This is a genomic window from Streptomyces sp. NPDC048278, assembly GCF_040652195.1.
GTDB lineage: Bacteria > Actinomycetota > Actinomycetes > Streptomycetales > Streptomycetaceae > Streptomyces.
Window position 1 is genome coordinate 116,419 of record NZ_JBEZLP010000015.1, and the last position, 25,735, is coordinate 142,153.

Here is a 25,735-nt window from a genome sequence, read left to right on the forward strand (position 1 = left end):
ACGGAGGCGACCCTATGCCGTTACTTGCGGCGTATGCCCGCTTCCTCGCCGTACTCACCGAGTATCGCGACGCTGAACGCCGCGCTGACGAAGACCTTGACGGCGCGCAGGGCGTCGCCGAGGCGGTGGTGGGGTTGCGGGACTCCGTCGAGGGCCGTGGCGCCCGGGGGACGGCTGGGGGCTGGGTGGATGGTTGCTGCGCTCATGTCTCCATGGTGGAACTCCGGGTGCCGGTACGGCATCGGTCCACGGGTCCAATTTCCGGCATACCGCCGTCCACCCCCCGATGGACCCCGCCCCCCAGCCCGGCCCCACCCTGCGGGTGACGCTTCCCCTAGGGGTTGCGGGACGGGTGCGCTGCCCACGCTGCCCCCAGGAAATCCATTCGCTTCCCCCGCCCGCACCTCACTAGAATCTCCGCTCTTGCCCGCCTCCGTCTCCCGGAGTGCCGCCGCCCGGACGGAAACCGGTCGGCAGATCGCCACCTGTGCGCCATCCACACCTGAGCGCCATCGACCCGCAGGCCTTCGGAGGCACCCCCTTGTCCACGCCCGCCCACGACCCGCTCTCCAGGGAACGCTCCCACCTCGCCGAGTCCCGTTCCGCCCTGCGTGCCATGCGCGAGGACGTCGAGTCGCTGGACATCAGAGACGTCACCGCGAACTGGGTCAACGCCGAGGTCCTCGCCCGCCAGATGGAGGAGCGCGTCAAGGCGCTGGCCGACCTCAGCGACACCCCGTTGTTCTTCGGCCGCCTCGACTACCTGCACGCCCCCGGCGCCGACCAGGCGGAAGGCGCGTACGGCGAGCGTTTCTACATCGGGCGCCGGCACGTGCACGACCACGACGGCGACCCGATGGTCATCGACTGGCGGGCGCCGGTCTCCCAGCCGTTCTACCGGGCCTCCAAGAAGGACCCGATGGACATCGCGCTGCGCCGCCGCTTCGGGTACACCCGCGGCGACATCACGGCGTACGAGGACGAGCACCTCTCCGACCCCGCCGAAACGGCCCGCACCAGCAAGCTGCTCCAGCAGGAGATCGAGCGCCCGCGCGTCGGCCCGATGCGCGACATCGTGGCGACGATCCAGCCCGAGCAGGACGAGATCGTGCGCAGCGGGCTCGGCGGAACGGTGTGCGTGCAGGGTGGCCCGGGGACCGGGAAGACCGCCGTCGGCCTGCACCGGGTCGCGTACCTCCTCTACGCCCACCGGGAGCGGCTCGCCCGCACCGGCACCCTGGTCATCGGGCCGAACCGGTCCTTCCTGCACTACATCGAGCAGGTGCTGCCGGCCCTGGGCGAGCTGGCCGTGCAGCAGGCGACGGTGGACGACCTGGTGGCACGGGACGTCGACATCCGCGGCACCGACGACGCCCCCGCCGCGGTCGTCAAGGGCGACGCCCGGATGGCGGAGGTCCTGCGCAGGGCCGTCTACGCGCACGTCACGCCGCCCACCGAACCGGTCGTGGTGGTGCGCGGCTCCCGGCGCTGGCGGGTCCCGGCGTACGAACTGGAGGTCATCGTCCGCGAGTTGCTGGACCGGGGCATCCGGTACGGCGCCGCGCGCGAGGCCCTGCCGCAGCGCATCGCGCACGCCGTGCTGGTCCAGATGGAGCGCTCGGGGGAGGCGCCCGACGACCGCGTGCAGGACTCGGTGGCGCGCAACGCGGCGGTGAAGGCGGCCGTCAAGCAGGTCTGGCCGCCGGTCGACCCGGCGAAGCTCGTGCTGCGCCTGCTCACGGACGCGGACTTCCTCGCGGAGCACGCCGCCGGGATCCTCGACGAGGACGAGCAGAAGACGATCGTCTGGGCGAAGCCGGTACGCAGCGTCAAGGCGGCCAGGTGGTCGGCCGCGGACGCGGTGCTGATCGACGAGACGACGGACCTCGTGCAGCGCACGCACTCGCTCGGCCATGTCGTCCTGGACGAGGCGCAGGACCTCTCCCCCATGCAGTACCGCGCGGTCGGCCGGCGCTGCACCACCGGTTCGGCGACCGTCCTCGGCGACCTGGCGCAGGGCACCACGCCGTGGGCGACGCGGAGCTGGGACGAGGCGCTGGCCCACCTCGGCAAGACCGAGGGCGTGATCGAGGAGCTGACGGCGGGTTTCCGCGTCCCGACCGACGTCATCGCCTACGCCTCCCGGCTCCTCCCGCACATCGCCCCCGGCCTCACCCCGGTCGCCTCGGTCCGTGAGAACCCCGGCTTCTTCGCCCTCCGTCCGGTCACGGAGACCGCGGACGTGGTCGCGGCGTGCGAGGAGCTGCTCCGCAACGAGGGTTCGACGGGCCTGATCGCGGCGGACGCGCGCGTGCCCGAGCTGGCGGCGGCGCTGGCGGCGGCCGGCATCGGTCACCTGGCCCCCGGCGAGGAGACCACGGCCGAGACCCGCCTCACCCTGGTCCCGGCGTCGCTGGCCAAGGGCCTGGAGTACGACTACGTGGTCCTCGACGAGCCGCGGGCCGTCGTCGACGGGGAACCGGACGAGCGCACGGGCCTGCGGCGCCTGTACGTGGCGCTGACCCGGGCCGTGTCCGGCCTGATCGTGACCCACACGGCCGCGTTGCCGCCGCAGCTGGTCTGAGCCGGCCGGTCCTGCGCCGGAAGCGCCACGATGTGCCGTGTGCCGACTGCGGCGCCGTCGTGGCTGGTCGCGCAGTTCCCCGCGCCCCCTACGGGGCGCTGCGCTCAGGCCGACTCCGCGCGGGACTCGCCCTGCGCCTGCGTCTGCGTGTCGTCGTGTGTCGCGGCGAGCGGGCCCAGGTGCTGGGCGGCGCTGTCCAGCAGTTCGAGGTCGGCCTTGGTGTGGGCGACGGCGGCGTCGATCAGGACGGCGACCAGTGGCTCGGCGGCGTGGGCCCGGCGTTGCCGGGCCAGGCCCGCGAGTTCGGAGAGGTATGTCTGCCGCTGCGACTCGATCAGCGTGGTCAGGGCCTGCGGGCCCAGCGCGGAGGCACCGAGGAGCTTCAGGAAGAGTTCGTCGCGGAAGCCGCCGACCCGTACCCAGGCGGTGGTCGCCCAGGAGCGCAGTTCGGCCTCGCCCGCCTCGGTGAGCGTGTAGAGGTTCTTGTCGGGCCGGTCGGTCTGCGTGACCTGCGAGCGGGAGACATAGCCGTCGCGGACCAGCCGTTCGAGGATCTGGTAGAGGTGCCCGATGTTCAGGCCACCCCACTGCGGGCCGATGGCCTCCTCGAACCGGGCCTTGAGTTCGTATCCGTGATTCGGCCGGCGGGTCAGCAGCGCGAGCACGGCGTGGTGGAGCGGCATATACGTCCCTTCTACATTGTGACAACATACCCCTGAATTGCCGCAATGTAGGTGCGAGGGCGAGGCTGCATCGATGGCTGTGAGCGTGGCGTTGCGCGGGGTGAGCCGCCGGTATCCCGGGCTGACCGCGCTGGACGGGGTCGACCTGGAGGTCGCGGCGGGCGAGGTGGTGATGCTGACCGGGCCGTCCGGTGCCGGCAAGTCCACCGTGCTGCACGTGACCGGGGGCATGGACCGGCCCGACGAGGGACACGTCGAGATCGACGGCACGGAACTCGTGCGCCGGGACCTGGACCGGCACCGCAGGCGGATCGGCTTCGTCTTCCAGCGCTTCCACCTGCTGCCCGCGCTGACCGCGCTGGACAACGTACTGGCCCCCGTCCTGCCGCGCAGGGTGGACTTCGACCGCCGTGCGCGCGGCATGGAACTGCTCGAAGCGGTCGGCCTGGACCACCGGGCCGACGCGTTGCCCTCGCAGTTGTCGGGCGGCCAGCAGCAACGCGTCGCCGTCGCCCGCGCGTTGGTCAACCGGCCGGGGCTGCTGCTGGCGGACGAGCCCACCGGCAACCTGGACAGCGTCATCGGGCGGGAGATCATCGACCTGCTGATGTCGCTGCGCGAGCGGTACGGGATGACGATGCTGATCGCCACCCACGACGCGGAGGTCGCGGCCAACGGCGACCGGGTGGTGCGGCTGCAGGACGGCAGGATCACCTCGGACCAGCGGGTCACGCCGTTCGGCGACGTACTGGACCGGCTGGGGGGCCTGCGCCCGTGATCACGATGATCCTCGACCAGCTCCGGCGGCGGCGCGGGCGCGCACTGGCCCTGGCCGCCGGGATCCTGGTGGCGGCGACCAGCTTCACCCTGCTGACCTCGACGGTGAGCACGAGCCAGGCGACCACCGTGGGCACCGTACGGAAGAACGCCCGGTCCGCGTACGACGTCCTGGTGCGCCCGCCCGGCTCCCAGACGGCCGTGGAGCGGCAGAGCGGCCTGGTCGCGCCGAACTTCCTGTCCGGCACGTTCGGCGGCATCACCATGGACCAGTACCGGCGCATCCGCGGCCTGGCCGGGGTCGACGTGGCCGCACCGGTCGCCAACATCGGCTACCTGATGGTGTCGAGCACGGTCACCGTGGACGTGTCCCGCTTCCTGGACTCCGACGCGTCCCGGCAGATCCTGCGCATCAGCCCGACGCTCACCTCCGGACTGGGCGCCTACCGCACCGCCGACGAGTACGTCTACCTCACCCGCTCCCCCCTGACCTCGGCGGGAAAGGAGGAGGACCTGTTCCAGTCCGACACCCTGGAAGCGGGCGCGGTCGACAAGAGCACCCGGCGGTATCAGCTGAAGGGGAAGTACGACGTCTGCTTCTACTTCAACTGGGACAAGACCGAGCAGACCGAGTTCAACCTGAACCTGCCGATGAGGCCGAACTTCATCGCCGAGGACCTCAGAGAGAGGTCGCCGTTCGACCCGGACCTCAGTTCGCGGATGAACTGCCAGTCCGGCCGGGACAAGGCCACCATCGACGTCCCGGTCAGTTACCCCGTGCTGCTGGCCGCCGTCGACCCGGCGGCCGAGGACGAGCTGGTGGGCCTGGGCTCCGCCGTCACCTCGGGCCGGATGCTCACCGAGCGGGACAAGCCGTGGACGGTGTCGTCCGCCAAGAGCGTCCACGGACAGCACGACTCCTACATCCCGGCGCTGCTCAGCGACGACCCGCTGACCACCGGAACGCTCGACGCCACCGTCCAGCGGCTCGACGTCGGCGACCCGGCCGAGCTGCCCTCGAAGCTGGGCAACCCGACGGCCGACAGCTTCGTCCGGGGCCTGCGCGGCACCACGGTGGGCAGGACCCGGGTCGACCTGGGCAAGGGCTACCGGAAGGCGCTGACCGAAGACTCGTTCGACACCGGGAACTACTGGACGGTCGGCCCGGTCACCTACCGCCGTACCTCCGACGGCGGCCTCGCCGCGCAGCCGCAGCCGCCCCAGAAGCGCGGCCTGTGGATCACCGCGGACCAGCAGCCGTTCCGCAGCGTCCCCGAGGAGAACCACCAGGGCATCCAGTACCGGAAGGTGACCAGTCACGCCGCCACGGACTGCATCGGGCTGGGTTCCTGTGACGGCGTCGACTCCGGGCGCCTGCCCAACCCCTTCGTCCGCCTGGTCGGCCGCTACGACACCGGCAGGCTGCACGGCTTCTCGGCGCTCTCCGACAACCCGCTGGAGACCTACCAGTCGCCGCAGGTCACCGGCGCGGACGCCGCGACCCGGGCGAAGCTCCAGGGCAGGCCGCTGCGGCCCGACCGCAACCTGGGCGGCTACCTCAGCCCGCCGCCCACCATGCTGACGACGATGGACTCCGTCACCGCGCTCACCAAGAGCCGCCGGGTCGCGGGCCTCCAGGACCGGGCGCCGGTGAGCGCGATCAGGATCCGGGTGGCCGGGGTGACCGGCGTCGACACCGCCTCCCGGGCCCGGGTGAACGCCGTGGCCGGGGCGATCCGGGCCGCCTACCCCCGGCTCCAGGTCGACGTCACCGTCGGCAGCTCGCCCGCCCCGCGGACGGTGGCGCTGAGCGGGTCGGCGCAGGTGACGGAGCGCTGGGTCGCCAAGGGCGTGGCGCTGCGCATCCTCCGGGCGGTGGACACCAAGAGCGCGGTGCTCTTCGTCCTGGTCCTCGTCGTGTGTGCGCTCTTCCTCGGGCAGGCGGCGCTGGCCTCGGTGCGCTCGCGCCGCACCGAGATCGGCACGCTGCGTTGCCTCGGCTGGAGCGGCGGCGAGGTACTCCGCCTGGTGCTCGGCGAACTCGCGGTGATCGGCCTCGCCGCCGGGGCCGCGGGCGCGCTGCTCGCGTACGTGCTGGGCCTGTTGCTGGGACAGCCCGCGGCCGGGGCCAAGGCGCTCCTCGTACTCCCGGTGGCGCTCCTGCTGGCGACGGCCGCGGGCCTGGTCCCCGCCTGGCTCGCCACCCGGCTGGGCCCGATGGAGGCCGTCCGGCCCCCGGTGGCGGCGGCCCGGCGCGCCCGCCCGGTGCGTTCGGTGGCCGGGCTGGCCGTGCTCAACCTGCTGCGGGTGCGGGGCCGCACGCTGCTGGGCGCGGCGGGGCTGGCGCTGGGCGTGGCCGCCTTCACGGTACTGCTCGCCCTGACACTGGCCTTCCGGGGGGAGGTGGCCGGGTCGCTGCTCGGCAGTGCCGTGGTGGCGCAGGCGCGCGAGGCCGACTACCTCAGCGTCGCCCTGTCCCTGCTGCTGGGCGCCGCCGGTGCCATCGACGTCCTGGTCATCTCGCAGCGCGAACGCGCCGCCGACCTCGCGGTGCTGCGGGCGACCGGCTGGACCGACCGCGAGCTGGCGCGGCTGACCCTCTACGAGGGGATCGGCCTGGCCCTGCTGGGCGGCCTGTCCGGCGCGGTGGCCGGTCTGGCCGGGGTGCTGGCACTGGGCAGGGGCGTGCTGCACGGACACCTGCTCACGGTCACCGGCGCCGCACTGCTGGCCACGCTCGCCGCGACCGCCCTGGTGGTGGCGGCCCTGACCGTGCCCATCCGTCGACTGTCCCGGATCGCCCCGGCCCACCTGCTCGCCGCCGAGTGAACCGGCGGGTGAACCGACGGGTGGTGAGCCGACGGGTGAACCGCTGAGGGAATCGCCGAGCGAACCGCCGACGGAGCCGCCGACCGGGCTGTCGCCACCAGAGCCGCCGACCGATCCACCGACCGAGCCGTCACCACCAGGCCCGCCGACCGATCCACCGACCGAGCCGTCACCACCAGGCCCGCCGACCGGGCCGGGTGCGGCTCGGTCAACGCGGTAGCGCGGCCTCCGACCCGTCCAGCGCCCGGCGCCAGGACCGCACCGCGTCCTCGGACACGGCGCCGGCCCAGCCCGTCGGCCGGGCGGCGCCGCCGATGTGGAAGGCCTCGATGCCCGCCGCCCGCAGCTCGGTCACGTGGTCGAGCCGCAGGCCGCCGCCCACCAGGAGCGTCTGCTCGTACCCCGGCTCGCCGCGCCGCCCCGCCTCGGCCAGCAGTCTGGGCAGCCCCTCGTCCACGCCCTCCGCGGCCCCCGCCGTGAGGTAGGTGTCGAGGCCGGGCAGGTCGGCGAGCTGCTTGCGCAGGGCGTCGCGGTCCGCGGCCCGGTCGATGGCCCGGTGGAAGGTCCAGCGGCAGCCGTCCAGCCCGGCCACCACCCGCTCCACCGCGTCCAGGTCCACCCCGCCCGACGCGTCCAGGAACCCGAGCACGAACTGGTCGGCGCCGGCCGCCCGCAGCTCCCCGGCCACCCCCACCAGACGGTCGGCGTCGCCCGCGGCGAACCCGTCCGCCAGCCGGATCATCACGCGCAGGTCGATGTCGACGGCGGCCCGGATCGCGGTGAAGGTCCGGGGCGGCGGGGTCAGCCCGTCGGCCGCCATGTCGGTGACCAGTTCGAGGCGGTCCGCGCCTCCGGCCTGGGCGGCGACCGCGTCCTCGGCGTCGAGGGCGATCACCTCCAGGACTGCACGCGTGCTCATAGGGCCCCTTCCGTGGTGTTCCCCGTGCACCCCGGGCTCCTCACACAAGAGGTCTAGTCCGGAGGTCTAGTCCAATCCAGGGTACGCGGGGAACACCGGGGGCCGCGAGACCGCCTCCGTCACACGGGGTCCGGATTCAGCCGTAGATGTTCAGCTCCGCCGTCTCCGCCCCCATCAGCTCGTACGACGCCCCGTCCGGCGACCGCCCGGTGTACAGCCGTACGAGCGTCGCCGCGTCGCCCATGAAGCGGGCCGGGGTCCGGGTCCCGCTGTTCTCGCCCAGGTGCAGCGGGTCGTCGAGGTCGTCCAGGTCGGCCTGGAGCCGCAGGTGCCCCCGGACCCGGGTCACCCGGGCCAGCAGCGAGAGCGCGTGCGGCAGGCTCGCGCCCGTGTAGGCGCCGGGTTCGCCGAGGGTGTCGCGGACGTCACCGGCGTGCACCCTCCCCCACTGCCTTAAGGGCGTGGGGGGACCCCCAGCCGAAGGCGACCGGGTCCAGGCGCCCGTCCGCCCGGTCCGCGATCACCTCGCCGGCCTCGGTCATCCCGCGCTCCAGCTCGTCGAGGACCCGGGAGTTCGTCCAGTCGGCGCGCTCGGCGATGTCCCGGTCGTTCGACTCGGGCGAGAACACCCCGGGCTCGAAACGGCTTTCGACCACCCGGATCAGCGCGGACGAGCAGTGGGCGAGCACGTCCCGGACCGTCCACCCGGGACAGGCGGCGGTCGGCAGCGCGAGGTCCGCGTCCGGGCGGGAGCGGAGCAGCGGGATGAGCGCGTCGCGTTCGGCGGTGAGGAGACGGCCGGGGAGGAGGGGGTCGCGTGCGTCGTCAGCAGCAGTCATGGCTCCCACGCTAGGGGGATGTCGGTGGCGGGCGGGAGAATGGGCGCATGGCCGATCTCGACGCCCTGCGTTCCCGCTGGCTGACCGCCTTCCTCAGGTCGCGGGACGACGACTCCTGCGCCCCGGACCCTTACCGCTACGCCGACGAACTGCTCCGCCGCTGGCAGGAGCCCCAGCGCCGGTACCACACGGTCACCCACCTCGTCGCGGTCCTCGACCGCATCGACGCGCTGGAGGAGTACGCGGACGAACCGGACCTGGTCAGGCTCGCCGCGTGGTTTCACGACGCGGTCTACCTGCCGGACCGCTCGACGAACGAGGAGCGCTCGGCCCGCCTCGCCGAACGCGCCCTCCCCGAGGCCGGGGTCTCCGCGGCGCACACCGCCGAGGTCGCCCGCCTGGTCCGGCTCACCGTCACCCACGACCCGGCCCCCGGCGACCGCAACGGCGAGGTCCTGTGCGACGCCGACCTCGCGATCCTCGCCGCCCCGCCCGCCGCGTACGCCGCCTACACCGCCGCCGTCCGCGAGGAGTACCACTTCGTCCCCAACGACGCCTTCCGCACGGGCCGTTCCGCGATCCTGCGGCAACTCCTCGACCTGCCACGGCTGTTCAGAACGCCGTACGGCCGGACCGAGTGGGAGCCGACCGCCCGCTACAACCTCGCCGCGGAGCTGGAAATGCTGTCGACCGCCGAGGACCCGGCGCCCTAGGGTGCGAGCCATGCGGGAAACGGGCGGGGACCAGGTGGAAGAGGCCGTCGCGGGCTGTGTGGCCGCGCTGCGGCCCGCGGTGACGAGGGACTGGGCGGAGGTGCCGGCCGGCCGGCTGGACTGGAACTGCCACGAGACGGCGGTCCATGTCGCCGACGACCTCGTCGCGTACGCCGCCAACCTGGCCGGGCGCGCCCAGGACGCGTACGTGCCCTTCGAGCTCAGGCTCGACGACGGGACCGACAACTCCGGCCTGCTGCACGTGATCCAGACGACCGGCGCCCTGCTCGCCGCCACCGTCCGCACGACCCCGCGCGAGGTCCGCGCCTTCCACCCGTACCCCTTCCGCAGCGCGGACCGGGCCGGCTTCGCCGCGATGGGGATCGCCGAAGTGCTGCTCCACACCCACGACATGACCACGGGCCTCGGGCTCCCCTACCAGCCCTCCGAAGAACTCGCCGAGTCCGTCCTGGCCTGGCTGTTCCCGCACGTCCAGCCCGGCCCCGCCGCCTGGCCGACCCTCCTGTGGGCCACCGGCCGCGGCGAGCTGCCCGGCCGCGCCCCGGTCACCGAGTGGCGCTGGCGCAACAACCTGGTCGTCCCCGCCGAGCGCCTCGACCTCGTCGGGATCCGCCCCGCCGAGGCCCGTGACCTGCGCCTCGGCGGCGACGGCGGCTTCGAGTGGATCGACGGCGGCCCCTACGAGGGCACCCGCGACGCGGCCGGCTTCCTGCTCAAGGCGTACGAAGGGGGCGTCCACCGGCCGGAGTTCGGCGTCTTCGCCCTGGTCCGCCGGGCGGACGGCCGCGCGGTCGGAGGCATCGGCTTCCACTCCGCCCCGGACGAGGAGGGGCGGGTGGAGATCGGCTACGACCTGGCCGAGGCCGCCCGCGGCCACGGCTACGCGACGGAAGCGCTCCGCGCACTGGCCGACTGGGCCCTGGCCCGCGACGACGTACACACCCTGTTCGCCACCGTCGAGACCGCCAACACCGCCTCCCAGGCGGTCGTCACCCGCGCCGGGTTCGGCAGGGTGAGCGAGGGCGAGCAGGAGCTGGCCTTCGCGCTGCGGCAATGAGCCGACCGACCGCAGACGAAGTCGAGCATCGCCGAACACAAACTCCCCTGATGGAACTAGAGTTGTCTGCCCCGCGTAGCTGGCGACGGGCGTGACATGGCTGAGGGGAGCCAGACGGCATGAGCGAGCAGGCCTTGGTCCGGGTCGGAGAAGCCGAAGGAGCCACGGAGAGCAGCACGGTCCAGGACACCGACGACGCGCGGACCCTGTCGTTCTGGGTGACGGCCACGGATGAGGACATCGCCCTCGCGGCGCAGAACAGCGACACCATGGGCAGTCTCTTCAGCCGTGACGGCGACTCCGTGTTGCGTTCGGTGCCGCTCGGTCCCCTTCGCAAGAATCTGGCCGATGCCGTCGACGCTCTTCAGCGTGTCTTCCAGGAGGTCGCCGACCGCGGTGGCCCCCTTCCTCTGGCCGAGGCTCAGCTGTCCTTCCAGGTCACCGCGAGTGGCGGGGTCCAGTTCATCGGATCGGGGCAGATGCAGGGCGCTCGGAGCCTGACACTGACGTTCAAGCGGCCTGCCTGAGCCGGCGCCTCCCATGGCGAGCAAGCACAAGGCCCTGCTGATCGGAGCGAGCGACTACTCCGACATCCCCGGCTACGGCGACCTGCCCTTCGTCCGGGACGACATCCAGCGGCTGCGCGAAGTCCTGACCGGCCGCGGTTTCCAGGCCGACACCCTGGAGAACCGGCGCGGCATCACGCAGAACACCGTGCGCGGTGCCGTTCACCGGTTCCTGGCCGACGCTCGCTCCGGCGACACCCTGCTCATCGTGTTGAGCGGACACGGTATCCACATCGAGGGCAAGGACTACCTGGTACCGGAGGACGCCCCCGAGGCGGAGCCGTTCACCGACGGCTGCATCGAGATCGGCTGGCACAAAGAGGTGGAGAAGTCCCTCTGCGAACGCGTCGTCTTCCTGATCGATGCCTGTCGCGAGGGCCGGGTGCCGGACACCAAGTCGGTGCCCGGTACGCGCCCGTGGCGGGCCCCTGAGATCATCGGCACGCTGCGCCGCAAGGTCGCCTACGTACATGCCTGTGCGAAGCCTCAGTCGGCGTTGTTCGTACGGGACACGGACACAGTCCGCCCCGGCTTCGAGGTCGGTGTGCAGCAAGGCGAGTCGTTCAGTCTGTTCTCCCGCGCAGTCGCCGACGTAATCGCCACCGACCAGCACGCCCTCTCCCTACGGGAGTTGTCCGGGCAGGTACAGGATCGGGTCGACCTCTATCACCGTGCCTACGGCAAGGCCGGGCAGCCTCAGCAGGTCAAGGTCACCTGCGAATCCGGGGCCGACGGCGGAGACTTTCCTCTGCTGCCGGGCGCCGAACGGCGGACCGAGGTGCACGCCTGGGTGCGGGACGTCGACGAGTTCCCCTGGCACCGCGCCCTGGAGGGCACGACCCGGGAGACCATCAGGGAAGTCTGCCGGGCTCTCGCCGGGCAGTTGGCCGCGACGTACCAGAAGGCGACGCAGGACGCGGCCCGGGCAGCAGGCAGCGACCCGTGGCATGATCCCGTGCTGGCGGAACGCACCCATGAACGAATGGCGTTCATGGTCGGCCAACTGGCCAAGGACGTGGTGCTGTCTCCGACCGAGGCAGCGCTCGCCTTCCTCTTCCCGTTGGTCGCCCAGACGTTCTGGGCCCAGGAGGCGGCGCAGCGGATCGGCGTCCTCACCACGGATGTGTCCCCTCACCGCAACGCCCCGGCTGCACCCGACGCGGCTGTGAACAACGGCCCAGACCAGCACAGCTTCGACAAGTTCACCCAGGGCTTTCCCCGCCTCAAGCGTCGGCTCGGCGCCCTGGAACACCGCAAGGACTCCGGCGACTCGGTCCGCCGTATCAAGTGGTGGCTGTTCCATCGCTGGCTCATAAAACAACCCGAACTGTACACAGCGGAGCGGCTCAAGGCGCTTCTGGGAGAGGTCGCTTCCCGCCGCGACCAGCCCTCCTGGGTCGCCGACGCCCTCTCTGGGGAGCGGCTGGCGGGATTGCTCCGCGAGCACCGCACAGCACCCTTCACCATGCGCCGCGCCACCGCCGCCCGTCTCGACGAGCTCCAGGTGTACGACAACGACAACGACCACGACGTCATCGCCGCCACCACCGGCGACGAACACGAGGTACGTACCGCCCTGGTAGCCGCGCTGGTGAAGGCGGCCTCTGCGATGGCGGTCGATCCGGTCGACCTGCCCGAGATCGTCGTCGAACACATCGGCGTGCATGACAGCGTCGATCCGGGGGGACTGCTGGCCACCGTGCAGCGTTCCGACTGGCGGGTCTCCGGTCTCGGCCGCTCGCTGAACGCCGTGTGCACGCACCCCGCGGTCCAGGTCGCCCTGCGCGAGCACGCGACCCGCGTCGACGTACTGCTGCGTGACATCAACCGCGGCGACCTGCCCGCCCTCGCCCCGCTGCGCACCCTCCCGCCTTACGCCGACGGCAGCCGGGTCCGCCTGGACGGCAACACCCCGGACCAGCTCTCCGACGGTATCCGCTTCCAACTAGCCGAGGACCGGGTCCAGGAGCTCCTCATGGGCGAGGAGCTCTACGGCACCAGCGATCTGGCCGTACGCGAGCTGTACCAGAACGCGCTGGACGCCCTCCGGTACCGCGACTGCCGTACCCGGTACCTGCGCCGCACGGGCCATACGGTCGCAGACTGGGAGGGCCGGATCGAGTTCGTGCAGGGCGTCCGTTCCGACGGCCGTGCCTACCTGGAGTGCCGCGACAACGGCATCGGCATGGGCATCAGCGAACTCAGTACCGTCTTCTCCCAGGGCGGCGCCCGCTTCGTCGATCTCCCGGAGTACGTCGAGGAGCAGGCCGCCTGGTCCCAGCTTTCGGACCCAAAACCGGAGTTGTATCCGAACTCCCGGTTCGGGATCGGGGTGCTCAGTTACTTCATGCTGGCCGACGAAATCGTCGTACGAACCTGCCGAATGGGACGCGAAGGACATCCCGGTCGGCTGTTGCAGGTGACGATCGCCGGTCCGGGCAACTTCTTCCGGGTGGAGGACCTGGGACCGGGGGACGGTTCCGGCACCACCGTGCAGCTGCTGCTGAGCAACCGGCGCAGGTCCGTGTCGTGTGTGGAGGCGCTGGAGGAAGTGCTGTGGGTGGCGCCCTATCTCACGACGGCGACCCATGGTGCCCGGTCGCGCGATTGGCTGCCGGGCGAGTTGTCTCCGGAGAGCCTGGAGATCCACGGCCCCCGGACGTACGCCCCCAACGGGTACATGCTGTGCGTCCCGTCGGACCAGCCGGACGTGTGGTGGATCAAGGGCGAAGGCGTTCTACTGGCCGACGGGCTGCTGGCGGAGACCGATTACAAGGACCGGGTGTACGGGGCGGTCGTCAACCTCACCAACAGGCACGCGCCGGACCTCACCGTGGACCGCAAGAAGGTGCGCTCCTTCGACGAGAAGCATGTACAGGCCCGCATGACAGCCGCCCTGCCGAGCCTCATCGCCCATGGGAACGGGCTGCTGGGCCCTCAGTGGCTGGAGGAATCGAGCAACTGGTCCGTGTCCTTCGCCGACCGGGTGGCCGAGGAGGCACACCGGGCTGATCTTGCCTGGCCGCTCGGAGAGAACATCACGGCTCCCTTCGGCCAGGTGGGAGGCTTCCCAGCCGACACCGCCCTACTGCCCCTGGTGACCGGCCGCTACAGCGATCACTATGACCGGGCGGCACTCGCCTCGTTCTTTCTCACCGTGCCGCCGCATGTCCTGCGCTGGAGGCTGCGGACGCTGTACCGGGCCGGGCTCGGTGGACCTGCCGCACTGGACGACGCCGATACGGCGCGCTGGGCGCGGCCGTCTGATCTACGGCTGCTCAGCGATTCCCGGGTCTTCGTCTATGGCTGGGGACGAGCCTATGACGGATGGCTGCGAGGGCCTCTGTGGCCCCTGTTCGGGGACCCGCCTTCCCCGCAGCTGGCCGACACCGGTCTGCTCAGCATCATGGGGCTGTCGGACTGGCGCGATCCAGCGGTTCCGGTCCGTTCGGCGGACACCTTCACACTGAGTTCGCGCACCGAGCGCTCACCCGCTGAGACGGCCGAGCGGCTGACAGAACTGGGCTACCGGGTCGAGCCGATGCTCGGTTGCGCGGCGGCCTCGTACACCGATCTGCCGTTGCTCCGGCCGCTGGGCAACCTGGACGGCTGGCTGAGCCCCGGAGCCACGCTCTCGGCGGCCCAGATCGGCGTCAGTGCCGTCACGGCCGAATGCAGCACCTCATGGGCCGCCCGGCGACTGGCCGAGTTGGGCTTCACCGTGCCGGCCGAGTTCCCCGCCCGGGAACAGTGGAGCGAGGAAGAGCGCAGCATCGTCGCCGGGTTGTGGCCGCCGTACGAGACCGAACCCTCGCCCGAGGAGGCGGAACGGGTCTCCCGGGCCCGGTTGAACTGGGTGGCGCGCCGGACGGACCTGCCCCTGCGGTCGGTCGTGGACTTCCTCGGCGAACTCGGCTTCGCCCTTCCGCCGAACGCGGCCGACCTGCCCGAACTGACCGACGACGACCGGGGTCTGCTCGCCGAGGTACGCCGTGTGAACCAGGACGTGAATCTCCGCGCCGTGGCTTCCGCCGCCCGCCGGCTCAACAGCCCGCCCGGTTTCCTCGTCGAGAGGCTCCGGGAGCTCGGCTACGGGGTGGCCGACCTACCCGACGACGAGCGGCTGCCCTCCCGCGAGGACATCACCCTCCTGGGCACTGGCCCCGAACTGGACGACATGAGGCGCCCGTTGCCTCTGGTGGACGTGGCGGAGATGGCCGACCAGGCAGCCGTCACGTTGGCCGCAGCCGTGGACCGGCTGGGAGCCCTGGGTTACCGCTTCGGCTTCGACCCGGCGGCGGTTTCCGCGCTACGGGACCAGGATGTCCAAGCCGTCTGCTTCGGGCGGTTCCCGGCACCGGAGTTCTTCGGCCCCGTCTCCCCGGACGCCGTCCGCGCCGCCGCACACCACACCGGCCAGGAGCCCGAGAAAATCACCGCCGCCCTCACCGCACTCGGTTACCAGGTCGCCCCGGTCAGCAAAGAGTGGGCCGAGGAACGCCGGCTTGAAGACTTCCTGTACGCCATCATCAGCAAGCCACCCAACGCCCCAGCGCTCCTCTTCCGGGAGCGCCCCGCGATGTCCCTGACCGCCCTCCTACTGACCGCCATGCGGCTCGGGAAGCCCCTGCGCGAAGTCGCCGAGACCGCCACGACGATCGGTATCCGGCACGAGGCCGAGACCTGGTTCATCCGGGCGCCCGAGGAACCGTCCGCCCCTTCCGCCGCCGTAGACCGGCTCGTGTGAGCAGCCGCACCACCTCGCGGCTGCTGACCTCCACGGCGCCGGCCCGGACCGCGTCCGGGTAGCGGTGCGAGGGGATGTCGTAGTGGTCGCGCTCGAAGGCGCGGCGCTGTACGCCCATGCCATCGGCGAAGGCGTGCAGTTCGGCGTACGACACGTCGCTGACGAGGTGGGACCACATCCGGCCGTGGCCCGGCCAGTCCGGCGGATCGATGTACACCGTCACGAGGACGCCGTCCCGCCCATGGCACCGCCCAGGGAGCCGACCGAGGCGACCTTCACGCCCGCCTTGTGGCACACCCAGTGCGGGTCGGGGCCGAGTTCCGGTTCGACGTCCAGGGCGTGCGGGTCGCCGGAGCCGCACACCGGGCACAGCGGCCAGCGGCCGTACCGCTCCAGGAGCGCGTCCTGTACGTCCTGGGCCACCAGCCCCGCCACGTATCCCGCGCCCTCCGGCCACTGCTCCACCCACCAGCGGCGCTGTACGACGGAGTCCTCGACCAGCGAGACCACGTCCGCCTCGGCGACCTCGCCCGCGACCAGATCGGCGAGCACGAGGGCGCGGGCTGCGTGCAGCGCCTGTTCCAAGGGGCTTACGGGGTCCATGGTCCTATTGTGCGCGGTCTTGACCGGGTACCCGAACCGAAAATATCTTTCAAGGGTGACCGAGAAGGTGAAGGAAATTTTCGGCGGCCGTGGACCCGGCGGCCCGGGCGGCGCGCCGCCGGCTCCCGCCGCCCTCGCGGCCAAGGTGCGGACCCTCGCCCCCTCCATGACCCGCTCCATGCAGCGCGTCGCCGAGGCCGTCGCCGGCGACCCGGCCGGCTGCGCGGCGCTCACGGTCACCGGCCTCGCGGAACTGACCGGCACCAGCGAGGCGACCGTCGTCCGCACCGCCCGCCTGCTCGGTTACCCCGGCTACCGCGACCTGCGGCTCGCCCTCGCCGGGCTCGCCGCGCAGCAGCAGTCGGGGCGGGCGCCCGCGATCACCACCGACATCGCCGTGGACGACCCGATCGCCGACGTCGTCGCGAAACTCGCCTACGACGAGCAGCAGACCCTCGCGGACACGGCCGCCGGTCTCGACACGGTGCAGCTGGGGGCCGCGGTGAGCGCGCTCGCCGGGGCGCGGCGGACCGACGTGTACGGCATCGGGGCGTCGGGTCTTGTCGCGCAGGACCTCACGCAGAAGCTGCTGCGGATAGGGCTGATAGCGCACGCCCACAGCGATCCGCATCTCGCGGTCACCAACGCGGTGCAGTTGCGGGCCGGGGACGTGGCGATAGCGATCACGCACTCCGGGTCGACCGGGGATGTCATAGAGCCGCTGCGGGTGGCCTTCGAACGGGGTGCCACGACCGTCGCGATCACCGGGCGGCCGGGGTCGTCGGTGACGCAGTACGCCGACCATGTGCTGACGACGTCGACGGCGCGGGAGAGCGAGCTGCGGCCGGCGGCGATGTCGTCGCGGACCGGGCAGTTGCTGGTGGTGGACTGTCTGTTCGTGGGGGTCGCGCAACGGACGTACGACGCGGCGGCGCCGGCGTTGGCGGCGTCTTACGAGGCGTTGGCTCATCGGCACCGGAGTGTGCCCCGATAGACCGTACGGGGAAGCGTTGTGGAGCGAGTGCGGGCCGCATACGGCTGATCGCGCCCGCGCGGCGGTAGCCGCACATTCGATACCGCCCCGCCCCCCTGAGTTAGTGCACTCGTCCGCGTTGGAAAGAGCCGTCTGCCGATGACCACCGAACATCACACCCTCCGCACCGAACTCGAAACGCTCACCACCGAGGCGTTCCGGCCGGAACTCGCCGAGATCGACACGTTGCCCACGCTCGACATCGCGCGGCTGATGAACGGGGAGGACGCCGGGGTGGCCGGGGCCGTGGCGTTGCGACTGCCGCAGATCTCGGCGGCGATCGACGCGATCGCCGCCCGGATGGCCCAGGGCGGCCGGCTGGTCTACGCCGGGGCCGGTACCGCCGGGCGGCTCGGGATCCTGGACGCGTCCGAGTGTCCGCCCACCTTCAACACCCGGCCCGGTCAGGTGGTCGGGGTCATCGCGGGCGGTCCTGCGGCCATGGTCACGTCCGTGGAAGGGGCCGAGGACTCCGCCGAACTGGCCCGCACGGACCTCGACGCGCTCGCGATCGGCGCCGCCGACACCGTCGTCGGCGTCTCGGCCTCCGGCCGCACCCCCTACGCCGTCGGCGCCGTCGGGCACGCCCGCGCCCTGGGGGCCCTGACCGTCGGCCTCTCCTGCAACGCGGGCAGCGCGCTCGCAGCCGCCGCCGAGCACGGGATCGAGGTCGTCGTCGGCCCCGAACTGCTCACCGGGTCCACCCGGCTCAAGGCCGGCACCGCGCAGAAGCTCGTCCTGAACATGCTGTCGACGATCACGATGATCCGGCTCGGCAAGACCTACGGGAACCTGATGGTCGACGTCCGCGCCTCGAACGAGAAGCTGCGGGCCCGCTCCCGCCGGATCGTCGCGCTCGCCACGGGTGCGCCGGACGCCGAGATCGAGGCGGCCCTCACCGCCACCGACGGCGAGGTGAAGCCCGCCGTCCTGGTGATCCTGGCCGGTGTCGACGGGCCCACCGCAGCCCGCCTTCTGGAGGAGTCCGGCGGTCATCTGCGCGCGGCGCTCACCGCGACGGGCGGCTGACCCGCACGCTCGGGGGGTGCAGAGATCGTCGTACGACACCGCCGCCGCGCTGCTGCCCCTGGTCGGCGGCCCCGGGAACGTCAGCTCCGTCGCGCACTGCATGACCCGGCTGCGGCTGGGCGTCGCCGACCGGGAGAGGGTCGACGCGGAGGCGGTGCGGGCGGTGCCCGGGGTGCTGGGGGTGGTGGCGGACGGGGACACCCTCCAGGTGGTGATCGGGCCGGGTGCGGTGGTGGCGGTGACCGCCGAGTTCGAGAAGCTGCTCGGTGGCGGCCTGCCGGGGTCACCGCAGCGCGCCCCGGAGGGGCGCGGGGAACCGCGCGAGCAACCACGACGCGCCCGCACCCGGCCCGGCAACGACGGTGCCGCGGACCTCGCCGCCCGTGGTGCCGAGCTGAAAGCGGTCCGCGCCCGGCGCAACGCGACCCCCCTCAAGACGGCCCTCCGCCGCATCGCCGACGTCTTCGTGCCGCTGATCCCGGCCCTGATCGGCTGCGGAATCCTCGCCGGGCTCGACGGGCTCCTCGTGAACGCGGGCTGGCTGCCCTGGCTGACCCCCGCGCTCGCCGCCGTCGCCTCCGGCTTCATGGCCCTGATCAGCGTCTTCGTCGGCTACAACACGGCGAAGGTGTTCGGCGGCACACCCGTCCTCGGGGGCGCGGTCGCGGCGATCGTCGTCTATCCGGGCGTCGCGAAGGTGACGGCCTTCGGGGTGGCGCTCGTCCCCGGTGAGGGCGGGGTCCTCGGGGCCCTGGCGGCGGCGCTGCTCGCCGTCGGCGTCGAGAGGTGGTGCCGGGGCCGCGTCCCCGACGCCCTCGACGTGCTCCTCACCCCCACCGTCACCGTCCTCGTCGCGGGCCTCGCCACCCTCTACGGCCTCATGTACGCCGCGGGTCTCGTCTCCTCCGCCATCGGCACCGCGGCGGACTGGCTCCTCGCCACCACCGGACCGCTGGCCGGCCTGGTCCTCGGCGGCCTCTTCCTCCCCCTCGTCATGCTGGGCCTGCACCAGGCCCTGATCCCCATCCACACCACCCTGATCCAGCAGCAGGGCTACACCGTGCTGCTCCCCCTCCTCGCCATGGCCGGCGCGGGCCAGGTCGGCGCGGCGCTCGCCGTCTACGCCCGCCTCCGCCACCACACGCAGCTCCGTACGACGATCAGATCGGCGCTCCCGGCGGGCCTGCTGGGCGTGGGCGAGCCCCTCATCTACGGCGTCTCGCTCCCCCTCGGCCGCCCTTTCCTCACCGCCTGCGCGGGCGGAGCGGCGGGCGGCGCCTTCGTCGGCTTCTTCGCGGTCCTCGGCGACCGCGTGGGTGCCACCGCCATCGGCCCCTCGGGCTGGGCCCTCTTCCCCCTGCTCACCGGCAACAGAGGCCCGGCCCTCGCCGCCGCGATCTACGCGGGCGGCCTCCTGACCGGCTACGCGGTGGGCTTCCTCACGACGTACGCCGGCTTCAGCGGGGCGGAGGTGCCGGATGACGCCGGTAGCGCGAGCGACCCGGCAACTCGGCGATCCGGGTGAGCCGCACCCGGAGGGCCCCCGTCCAGGCGCGTCACGGCGCGGCGGCGTCTTCGAGGATCGACCGGAGTCGCGCCAGACATTCGGCGACGAAGGCGGGAAAGGTCCGCCAGTAGTAGGCGACTCCGGCGACACCGACGGCGATCGCCCACGCGCGGGCCCGCGTCCAGGTCGGATCATCGACGCCCAGGGCGTCCCAGTAGATCTGCCGAGCTTCCCGCGGCAGGTCCCAGAGCACGGAGTGTTCCGCGTCCGGACGGCCGACCGAGAGAGACCCGAAGTCGATGACCGCGTGCAGCCTGCCCTGCCGGACCAGGAGGTTGGTGGGCTTGAGGTCGCCGTGCAGCCATACGTGCGGCCCGCGGGCCTCGGGCAGCGCGAGCGCCGCCCGCCACAGCCGCTCCAGGGTCTCGACGTCGAGTTCGTCCCCGGCGACCTCACGGCATTCCTCGAAATACGGACCGACCCAGTCGGCACAATCCCGCAGGCTGCCTCCGCGGTACCAGCTCAGGTCATCCGCGCGCGCCGCCCCCATGAGGCCGACGCCGTGCAGCTCCCGTACGACCCCCGCCAGGTCGGCACCGAAGGCTGCCCAGTCCCGGACGGTGTCCGGACCGGCCTCGTCACCCTCGATCCACCGGTACACCGACCAGCGGGCCGGGTAGGCGCCGGTGGGCGTCCCCGCATGGACAGGCTCGGGAACGCGACACGAAAGGGAGGGCGCAAGGCGCGGCAGCCACTCCTGCTCCTTCCGCAGGGCCCGCCCCTTCTCCACGGTCCGGGGCAGCCGCACCAGCAGGTCATCGCCCAGCCGGTACATGGTGTTCTCCGTACCCGCTCCGACCCGCTTCAGAGGCAGCCCGGCCCACTCCGGCCACTGCGCCGCCAACAGCTCCCGGATCAGCGTCTCATGGACCGGTATCTCGCCCTCATGAAGAGTCATGTCGGCAGTCTCGCCGCCGTGTTCGCCCGCCGCACCTGCTCCCGCAGCACGTCGTCCGGCAGCGCAGGCTCCAGCGACCCCGGCGGGCAGTCCCACTCCCGCCCACCCGCCACGGGCCGCAGCTGCACCTTCCCTCCGACATGCCCCCTCACCTCCCCGATCCGCCCGTCCCGTACGTCCGTCACGAACGTCCCGAACGGCGGCCGTTCGCCCCGGACCACCGACGCCAGCCGCTCCGCGACCCGCACATTGCACCGCCCCAACTCGACCAGGGCGAAGGGCTCGTCGCTCGCACCGGTCACCGGGTCGACGCACAACGACGGCAGTACGACACCGGCGCCCCGCAGGGCCGACCGCAACGTCTCGACGACTTCTTCGGTGGGTCGCAGCACCATTCCCTACCTCCACGCTGAGTTCTCGGTTCGCGACACAGCGTGGCGGGCGGGCCTCTAACCTGGCCAGACAGGACATCCCAACAACCTCGGGTGTTCAGAGCGGGAGTTGCCCATGACAGGACCGAAAGACCTGGACCCGTCGTCCTCACCGCGAGCCATGCTGGGGGCGGAGTTGCGGCACGCCCGGGAGAAGGCGGATCTGAGTCAGGCGGAGTTGGGGCAACGGCTGTTCGTGAGCGGGTCGTTCATCGGGCAGTTGGAGGCGGGGACGCGGCGGATGCAGCCGGAGTACGCGCGGATGCTGGACGAGACCCTGGGGACGGACGACTTCTTCCGACGGAACAGTGAGGCTGCGGCCAAATCGAAGTACCCGGACCACTTCGCCGAAGCCGCGGAGGCGGAGGCGCGAGCCACGGCGATCAGCCAGTACGCGGCGCTGCTGATTCCGGGACTGCTTCAGACAAGCGCCTACGCGGAGGCGGTGTTCCGCGCCTACAAACCGACGGCCCCGGAGCAGGTGATCGCGGAGCTGGTAGCCGCCCGCATGGAGCGGACCCGCCTTCTCGACGATCCAACAGAGCCGGTGTTGTGGGCGGTGATCGACGAGGCAGCGTTACGCAGGTTGACGGGCGGGCCCTCCGCGATGGCCGAAGCCCTGCAACACCTGGCCAGGTTGATCCGCCGAAGGCGGGTGATCGTGCAGGTGCTGCCGTTCCGCGTCGGAGCGCATGCCTCGCTGGACGGCCCGCTGAAACTGATGGAGTTCGCCGACGGGCCGCCGCTCTCCTTCGTGGAGGCACCCGACATGGGAAGGCTGCTGGACGACCCAGCCGTCGTTGCCCGCCATACCCAGATGTTCAAACTCCTGGTCGCCGCCGCCCTTTCCCCGTCGGATTCCCTAGCCTTGATCGAGTCGGCGGCGCAGGATTACGAGCATGAGGAACTTGCCTGAGTACGACCTGAGCACCGCCACATGGCACAAGTCCAGCTACAGCGGCGGTCAGGGGGGCGACTGCCTCGAAGTCGCCCGCTGGCGCAAGTCGACCTACAGCGGCGGCAGCGGCGGCGATTGCCTCGAAGTCTCCGACGCCCACCCCACCCTCATCCCCGTCCGCGACTCCAAGGCGGCCCCCCACGGCCCAACGCTCACCTTCCTCCCGGAGGTCTGGGCGGCCTTCGTCAAGGGTGTCAAGCGCGGTGGTCGTGGCCCTGAGGGCGCTGTGACAGGGTCTGGGCGCGGGCGGTGATGTCGGCCGGGGAGAGGACGGACAGGTCTGCGAGTACGTCTTCCAGGGCGCCCAGCCACAACTGGTAGTACTGGTAGGGCTCTTCGCGGGGCGCGGACGCGATGCGGGCGATCAGTGCGGCCTGGAACCGGGGCCAGGTGAACGCGCCGGACTCGTAGAGGCTGACGGCCATGCCGAAGGCGCGGCTCTCCCACGGTTCGGCGAAGGTGAGTTCGCCGTTGGCGCGGGGCGGGGCGGCCGGGCCGTCGGTGTCGAGGGGGGCGGTCACGGGGCCGTCACCTTGGCGACGCCGACCATCGCGTCGCGGGTCACGAGCGGCACGAGTTCCTCCTCGGTCAGGTGGGCGGTGCCCGCCGGCCGCTCGGGGAGGACCAGCCAGCGGACCTCGCTGGTGGAGTCGTGGACGGTGATCTGCACGTCGTCGGCGAGGTCGAGGCCCATCTCGGCGAGCACCCGGCGGGGCTCTTTCACGACGCGGGCGCGGTAGGCGGGGTCCTTGTACCAGCTGGGCGGCAGGCCGAGTACGGGCCAGGGGTAGCAGGAGCACAGCGTGCAGACGACGACGTGATGCGTGGTGGGGGTGTTCGCCACGACGACGATGTGCTCGCCCTGCGGTCCCGAGAAGCCGAGTTCCTTGATGGCGGCGGTGCCGTCGCGGAGCAGCCGGTCCCGGTACGCCGGGTCGGTCCAGGCCCTGGCGACGACCTGGGCGCCGTTGAGGGGGCCCACGTTGGTCTCGTACTCGGTGATGATCCCGTCCATCACCTTCGGGTCGATCAGGCCCCGTTCGGTGAGCAGTTGCTCCAGCGCCTCGGTGCGCAGGGCGGGGGGCGGGCGTTCGCCGGGTCCGGCGGTGGTCATGCGGCGGCCTCCAGGTAGCTCTCGTACATCTCGACGGTGACGGCGAAGGGCTCGGCGTCGGCGCCCCACAGCTCGCGGGAGTCGAACCGCACCTAGTAGACGTACTGCGGGTTCTCGCCCTGGAAGTGGGCGTTGGTGTCGGGCAGTACGGCGGCGGGCTGTACGGCCTCGACGGTGCCGGTGTGGCCGCGGGCGTAGCGGGGCAGCCGGGTGTGTCCGGGCACGGACGCGGCGCGGGCCCGGACCCGCTCGCCGGCGGTGAAGGCGGGGGCGGTGTCCAGCGTGCGCAGCGAGCCCGCGGCGGTCGGCGCGTAGTCGGGGCGGTGGGGCTCGGGGCTCGGGGGCTCCGGGACGTGTTCGCCGCGCAGGTTCCGGGCGCGGGCGTCGATCGCACCGGGCGCGAGGACGGCGCTGTCGTCGAGCATCAGCTCCCCGGCGTTGAGCCAGCGGCCGTAGTAGCCGTCGTCGAAGTAGGCCGCCCGGTCCAGCCGCTCCAGCGCGTGCCGGAAGGCGTCGGCGTTGACGCCGCCGGACGCGACCCGGCTGGAGAGGATCGCCAGCGCGAAGGCCCGCCGCTGCCAGGACTCCGCGAAGACCGGTTCACCGGACACCGGAGGCCGGACGGAACCCCAACCGGCTGTGCCGCCCAGGTCGGCGATACCGTCCATAACAGATCTCCCCATACGGGACAAAAGTTCTAAAAGTGCTCTACGTGAAGCGTAGGCGACAGGTCCCGCCCATGCCGGGTCTCTCCCCCGGCCCCGTCTCCGCCACCGACGGCCTCGGCAACCTCGCGTCCAGAACACTCCGGCGGTGTTGTCGGTGCCCTGTGCAACCCTGGTTCCCATGAATCACGCGCAGCTCACCGCCCTGGGCCGGGCCCTTCGTCTGCTCGGTGAGCACGGGGAAGCCCTGACCGGTGACACGCCCGACGGCAAGTTGCACGAGGTCAAGGACGATCTGCGGCGGGCGCTCGACCTGCTGGAGGAGAGCGTCACCGGTGCCGCGCCCACGACCCGGTGCGCCGAGCATCCGCAGGGGCCCGTGGACGAGAGCGCGCCCGATCTGTGTCTGCTGTGCGAGACGCGACGGCGGGCCGCGCGGAGGTCGGAGTACGGCGGCGGGCCGCGGCCGGTGCCGGGCGAGGCCGCCGGGCCGTCCATGTCGCGGTACGGGGTGCGGGGCGACCGGCCGCAGCCGCAGCAGCGCTGGCTGCCGGAGGCGTGGAACGGCCGGGAGTGGGAGCTGTGCGGCACCCCCCGGCGCGACCGGCAGGAGGCGGAGCTGTATCTCGCCGCCCAGCGGCGCGGGTCCCGGCCGGCGATGGCCTACCGGCTGGTGCACGAGTTCACCGACTACGAGGTGCTCCGGGTCTGGGGCACTCCGGTGCACGTGGACATCGAACCGCTCGGCAACCTCTGACGCCCCGGTGCCGCCATCCAGGCACTGAACACCCGAACCCACCATGCCGGGACGCCCGCCCGGGTACCTGAGCGGGGACACGTTCACGGAAGGGGTTCGGCGGGATGAGGATCGATCTGACGGGGCGCACGGCACTGGTCACCGGCTCCACGCAGGGCATCGGCGCGGCGATCGCCGTCGGCCTGGCCCGGGCCGGGGCCCGGGTGGGGGTCAACGGCCGGGACGCGCGGCGCGTCGAGGAGAGCGTGGCCCGGCTGAGGGAACAGGCGCCGGGGGCCGATCTCGTGCCGGTCGCGGCGGACGTGACCGGCGAGGAGGGGGCCCGGCGGGCGGCGGAGGCGCTGCCGGGGGTGGACATCCTCGTCAACAACCTGGGGATCTTCGGCGCCGAGGACCCCCTGCGGATCACCGACGACGAGTGGCGGCACTACTTCGAGGTGAACGTCCTGGCCGCGGTACGGCTGACCCGCCTCTTCCTGCCCGGCATGACCGAACGCGGCTGGGGGCGCGTCCAGTACATCGCCAGCGACTCGGCGATCGTGATCCCCGCGGAGATGATCCACTACGGCATGTCGAAGACCGCGCTGCTCGCGGTGGGCCGCGGCTTCGCCAAGCAGGCCGCCGGCACCGGCGTCACGGTGAACTCCGTGATCGCCGGCCCCACCCACACCGCAGGCGTCGAGGACTTCGTCTACGAACTCGTCGACCGCGACCTGCCCTGGGACGAGGCCCAGCGCGTCTTCATGCGCACGCACCGGCCGCAGTCGCTGCTCCAGCGCCTGATCGAGCCGGAGGAGATCGCCCACATGGTCGTCTACCTCAGCTCCGACCAGGCCTCGGCCACCACCGGCGGCGCCCTCCGGGTGGACGGCGGCTACGTCGACTCCATCCTGCCGTGACCGGCGCCGACGGCCCCCGCTGGACCACCGCTCCATTCTCTGACTA

At 72.1% G+C, this 25,735-nt stretch carries 23 protein-coding genes and 2 pseudogenes; 14 read left to right on the top strand and 11 right to left on the bottom strand.

The features are described from left to right. Positions 1-20 precede the first annotated feature (20 nt). Positions 21-206, bottom strand: a complete 186-nt coding sequence (locus AB0D74_RS25865; protein WP_351957006.1) for a hypothetical protein — start codon at positions 204-206, stop codon at positions 21-23. Positions 207-616: 410 nt separating this feature from the next. Here AB0D74_RS25865 and AB0D74_RS25870 point away from each other — a divergent pair, with 410 nt between their 5' ends. Continuing rightward, positions 617-2,584: a UvrD-helicase domain-containing protein gene (locus AB0D74_RS25870; RefSeq protein ID WP_362591774.1), complete on the top strand. Its 1,968-nt coding sequence runs from the start codon at positions 617-619 to the stop codon at positions 2,582-2,584. Between the two features lie 104 nt (positions 2,585-2,688). Here AB0D74_RS25870 and AB0D74_RS25875 read toward each other — a convergent pair whose 3' ends face one another. Continuing rightward, positions 2,689-3,267 carry a helix-turn-helix transcriptional regulator gene (locus tag AB0D74_RS25875; RefSeq protein ID WP_362591497.1) on the bottom strand — a complete coding sequence of 193 codons (579 nt, stop codon included), beginning with the start codon at positions 3,265-3,267 and terminating at the stop codon, positions 2,689-2,691. 73 nt (positions 3,268-3,340) lie between these two features. Here AB0D74_RS25875 and AB0D74_RS25880 point away from each other — a divergent pair, with 73 nt between their 5' ends. Together AB0D74_RS25880 and AB0D74_RS25885 are read left to right on the top strand one after the other, a co-directional pair. Beyond that, positions 3,341-4,045, top strand: coding sequence for an ABC transporter ATP-binding protein (locus AB0D74_RS25880; protein WP_362591500.1), 705 nt, complete (start codon positions 3,341-3,343; stop codon positions 4,043-4,045). A 5-nt stretch (positions 4,046-4,050) separates the two neighbouring features. Continuing rightward, positions 4,051-6,873 (top strand): FtsX-like permease family protein, encoded by a 2,823-nt coding sequence (locus tag AB0D74_RS25885; protein WP_362591777.1) that lies wholly within the window; start codon positions 4,051-4,053, stop codon positions 6,871-6,873. A gap of 208 nt (positions 6,874-7,081) precedes the next feature. Here the strand turns inward: AB0D74_RS25885 and AB0D74_RS25890 are convergent, their stop codons facing one another. Next, positions 7,082-7,792: a copper homeostasis protein CutC gene (locus AB0D74_RS25890; protein ID WP_362591503.1), complete on the bottom strand. Its 711-nt coding sequence runs from the start codon at positions 7,790-7,792 to the stop codon at positions 7,082-7,084. A 136-nt stretch (positions 7,793-7,928) separates the two neighbouring features. Next, positions 7,929-8,631, bottom strand: a pseudogene (locus tag AB0D74_RS25895) (maleylpyruvate isomerase family mycothiol-dependent enzyme). Between the two features lie 47 nt (positions 8,632-8,678). On the opposite strand from AB0D74_RS25895, the gene AB0D74_RS25900 reads away from it, so the two are divergent. The 4 genes from AB0D74_RS25900 (at position 8,679) to AB0D74_RS25915 (ending at position 15,735) form a co-directional block, all read left to right on the top strand. Then, positions 8,679-9,344, top strand: coding sequence for a hypothetical protein (locus AB0D74_RS25900; protein WP_362591506.1), 666 nt, complete (start codon positions 8,679-8,681; stop codon positions 9,342-9,344). Positions 9,345-9,354: 10 nt separating this feature from the next. Continuing rightward, positions 9,355-10,422 carry a GNAT family N-acetyltransferase gene (locus AB0D74_RS25905; protein WP_362591509.1) on the top strand — a complete coding sequence of 356 codons (1,068 nt, stop codon included), beginning with the start codon at positions 9,355-9,357 and terminating at the stop codon, positions 10,420-10,422. A 119-nt stretch (positions 10,423-10,541) separates the two neighbouring features. After that, positions 10,542-10,949: a hypothetical protein gene (locus AB0D74_RS25910; RefSeq protein ID WP_362591512.1), complete on the top strand. Its 408-nt coding sequence runs from the start codon at positions 10,542-10,544 to the stop codon at positions 10,947-10,949. Between the two features lie 13 nt (positions 10,950-10,962). Further along, positions 10,963-15,735: a caspase family protein gene (locus tag AB0D74_RS25915; RefSeq protein ID WP_362591515.1), complete on the top strand. Its 4,773-nt coding sequence runs from the start codon at positions 10,963-10,965 to the stop codon at positions 15,733-15,735. Here the strand turns inward: AB0D74_RS25915 and AB0D74_RS25920 are convergent. Together AB0D74_RS25920 and AB0D74_RS25925 are read right to left on the bottom strand one after the other, a co-directional pair. Beyond that, positions 15,677-15,958: a DUF4031 domain-containing protein gene (locus AB0D74_RS25920; RefSeq protein ID WP_362591518.1), complete on the bottom strand. Its 282-nt coding sequence runs from the start codon at positions 15,956-15,958 to the stop codon at positions 15,677-15,679. The two genes, AB0D74_RS25915 and AB0D74_RS25920, sit on opposite strands and share 59 nt — an antisense overlap. Next, on the bottom strand, positions 15,955-16,338 hold the full coding sequence (locus tag AB0D74_RS25925) for a hypothetical protein (protein WP_362591521.1): 384 nt from the start codon (positions 16,336-16,338) through the stop codon (positions 15,955-15,957). The genes AB0D74_RS25920 and AB0D74_RS25925 overlap by 4 nt, the downstream gene beginning before the upstream one ends. 55 nt (positions 16,339-16,393) lie before the next feature. Between AB0D74_RS25925 and AB0D74_RS25930 the strand changes: the two genes are divergently transcribed. The 3 genes from AB0D74_RS25930 to AB0D74_RS25940 all read left to right on the top strand — a co-directional run bounded on the left by AB0D74_RS25930 (position 16,394) and on the right by AB0D74_RS25940 (position 19,925). Then, the gene (locus AB0D74_RS25930; protein WP_362591524.1) at positions 16,394-17,332 is read left to right on the top strand and encodes a MurR/RpiR family transcriptional regulator; all 939 of its coding nucleotides are present in this window, start codon (positions 16,394-16,396) and stop codon (positions 17,330-17,332) included. Between the two features lie 138 nt (positions 17,333-17,470). After that, a complete protein-coding gene (gene murQ, locus AB0D74_RS25935; protein ID WP_362591527.1) occupies positions 17,471-18,400 on the top strand; it encodes an N-acetylmuramic acid 6-phosphate etherase in 930 nt (309 codons plus the stop codon). Positions 18,401-18,416: 16 nt separating this feature from the next. Next, on the top strand, positions 18,417-19,925 hold the full coding sequence (locus AB0D74_RS25940) for a PTS transporter subunit EIIC (protein WP_362591530.1): 1,509 nt from the start codon (positions 18,417-18,419) through the stop codon (positions 19,923-19,925). Positions 19,926-19,956: 31 nt separating this feature from the next. Here the strand turns inward: AB0D74_RS25940 and AB0D74_RS25945 are convergent, their stop codons facing one another. Both AB0D74_RS25945 and AB0D74_RS25950 read right to left on the bottom strand, forming a co-directional pair. Beyond that, positions 19,957-20,865 carry an aminoglycoside phosphotransferase family protein gene (locus tag AB0D74_RS25945; protein ID WP_362591533.1) on the bottom strand — a complete coding sequence of 303 codons (909 nt, stop codon included), beginning with the start codon at positions 20,863-20,865 and terminating at the stop codon, positions 19,957-19,959. Beyond that, on the bottom strand, positions 20,862-21,254 hold the full coding sequence (locus AB0D74_RS25950; protein ID WP_362591780.1) for a hypothetical protein: 393 nt from the start codon (positions 21,252-21,254) through the stop codon (positions 20,862-20,864). The genes AB0D74_RS25945 and AB0D74_RS25950 overlap by 4 nt, the downstream gene beginning before the upstream one ends. Positions 21,255-21,372: 118 nt before the next feature. Here AB0D74_RS25950 and AB0D74_RS25955 point away from each other — a divergent pair, with 118 nt between their 5' ends. Both AB0D74_RS25955 and AB0D74_RS25960 read left to right on the top strand, forming a co-directional pair. Next, positions 21,373-22,212: a helix-turn-helix transcriptional regulator gene (locus tag AB0D74_RS25955; RefSeq protein ID WP_362591536.1), complete on the top strand. Its 840-nt coding sequence runs from the start codon at positions 21,373-21,375 to the stop codon at positions 22,210-22,212. Beyond that, complete coding sequence (locus AB0D74_RS25960; RefSeq protein ID WP_362591539.1) at positions 22,196-22,507, top strand: DUF397 domain-containing protein; 312 nt, start codon at positions 22,196-22,198, stop codon at positions 22,505-22,507. The genes AB0D74_RS25955 and AB0D74_RS25960 overlap by 17 nt, the downstream gene beginning before the upstream one ends. Here the strand turns inward: AB0D74_RS25960 and AB0D74_RS25965 are convergent. The 3 genes and pseudogenes from AB0D74_RS25965 to nthB form a co-directional block, all read right to left on the bottom strand. Further along, the gene (locus tag AB0D74_RS25965) at positions 22,449-22,775 is read right to left on the bottom strand and encodes a nitrile hydratase accessory protein (RefSeq protein ID WP_362591542.1); all 327 of its coding nucleotides are present in this window, start codon (positions 22,773-22,775) and stop codon (positions 22,449-22,451) included. The genes AB0D74_RS25960 and AB0D74_RS25965 overlap by 59 nt on opposite strands. Continuing rightward, positions 22,772-23,368, bottom strand: a complete 597-nt coding sequence (nthA, locus tag AB0D74_RS25970; RefSeq protein WP_362591546.1) for a nitrile hydratase subunit alpha — start codon at positions 23,366-23,368, stop codon at positions 22,772-22,774. Before nthA ends, AB0D74_RS25965 begins: the two co-directional genes overlap by 4 nt. Next, positions 23,365-24,216: pseudogene (nthB, locus tag AB0D74_RS25975) on the bottom strand (nitrile hydratase subunit beta). The gene nthA and the pseudogene nthB overlap by 4 nt, the downstream one beginning before the upstream one ends. On the opposite strand from nthB, the gene AB0D74_RS25980 reads away from it, so the two are divergent. Then, the gene (locus AB0D74_RS25980) at positions 24,215-24,790 is read left to right on the top strand and encodes a hypothetical protein (RefSeq protein ID WP_362591549.1); all 576 of its coding nucleotides are present in this window, start codon (positions 24,215-24,217) and stop codon (positions 24,788-24,790) included. The pseudogene nthB and the gene AB0D74_RS25980 overlap by 2 nt on opposite strands. Before the next feature lie 104 nt (positions 24,791-24,894). Continuing rightward, complete coding sequence (locus tag AB0D74_RS25985; RefSeq protein ID WP_362591552.1) at positions 24,895-25,689, top strand: SDR family oxidoreductase; 795 nt, start codon at positions 24,895-24,897, stop codon at positions 25,687-25,689. The last annotated feature ends 46 nt before the right edge of the window (positions 25,690-25,735 follow it).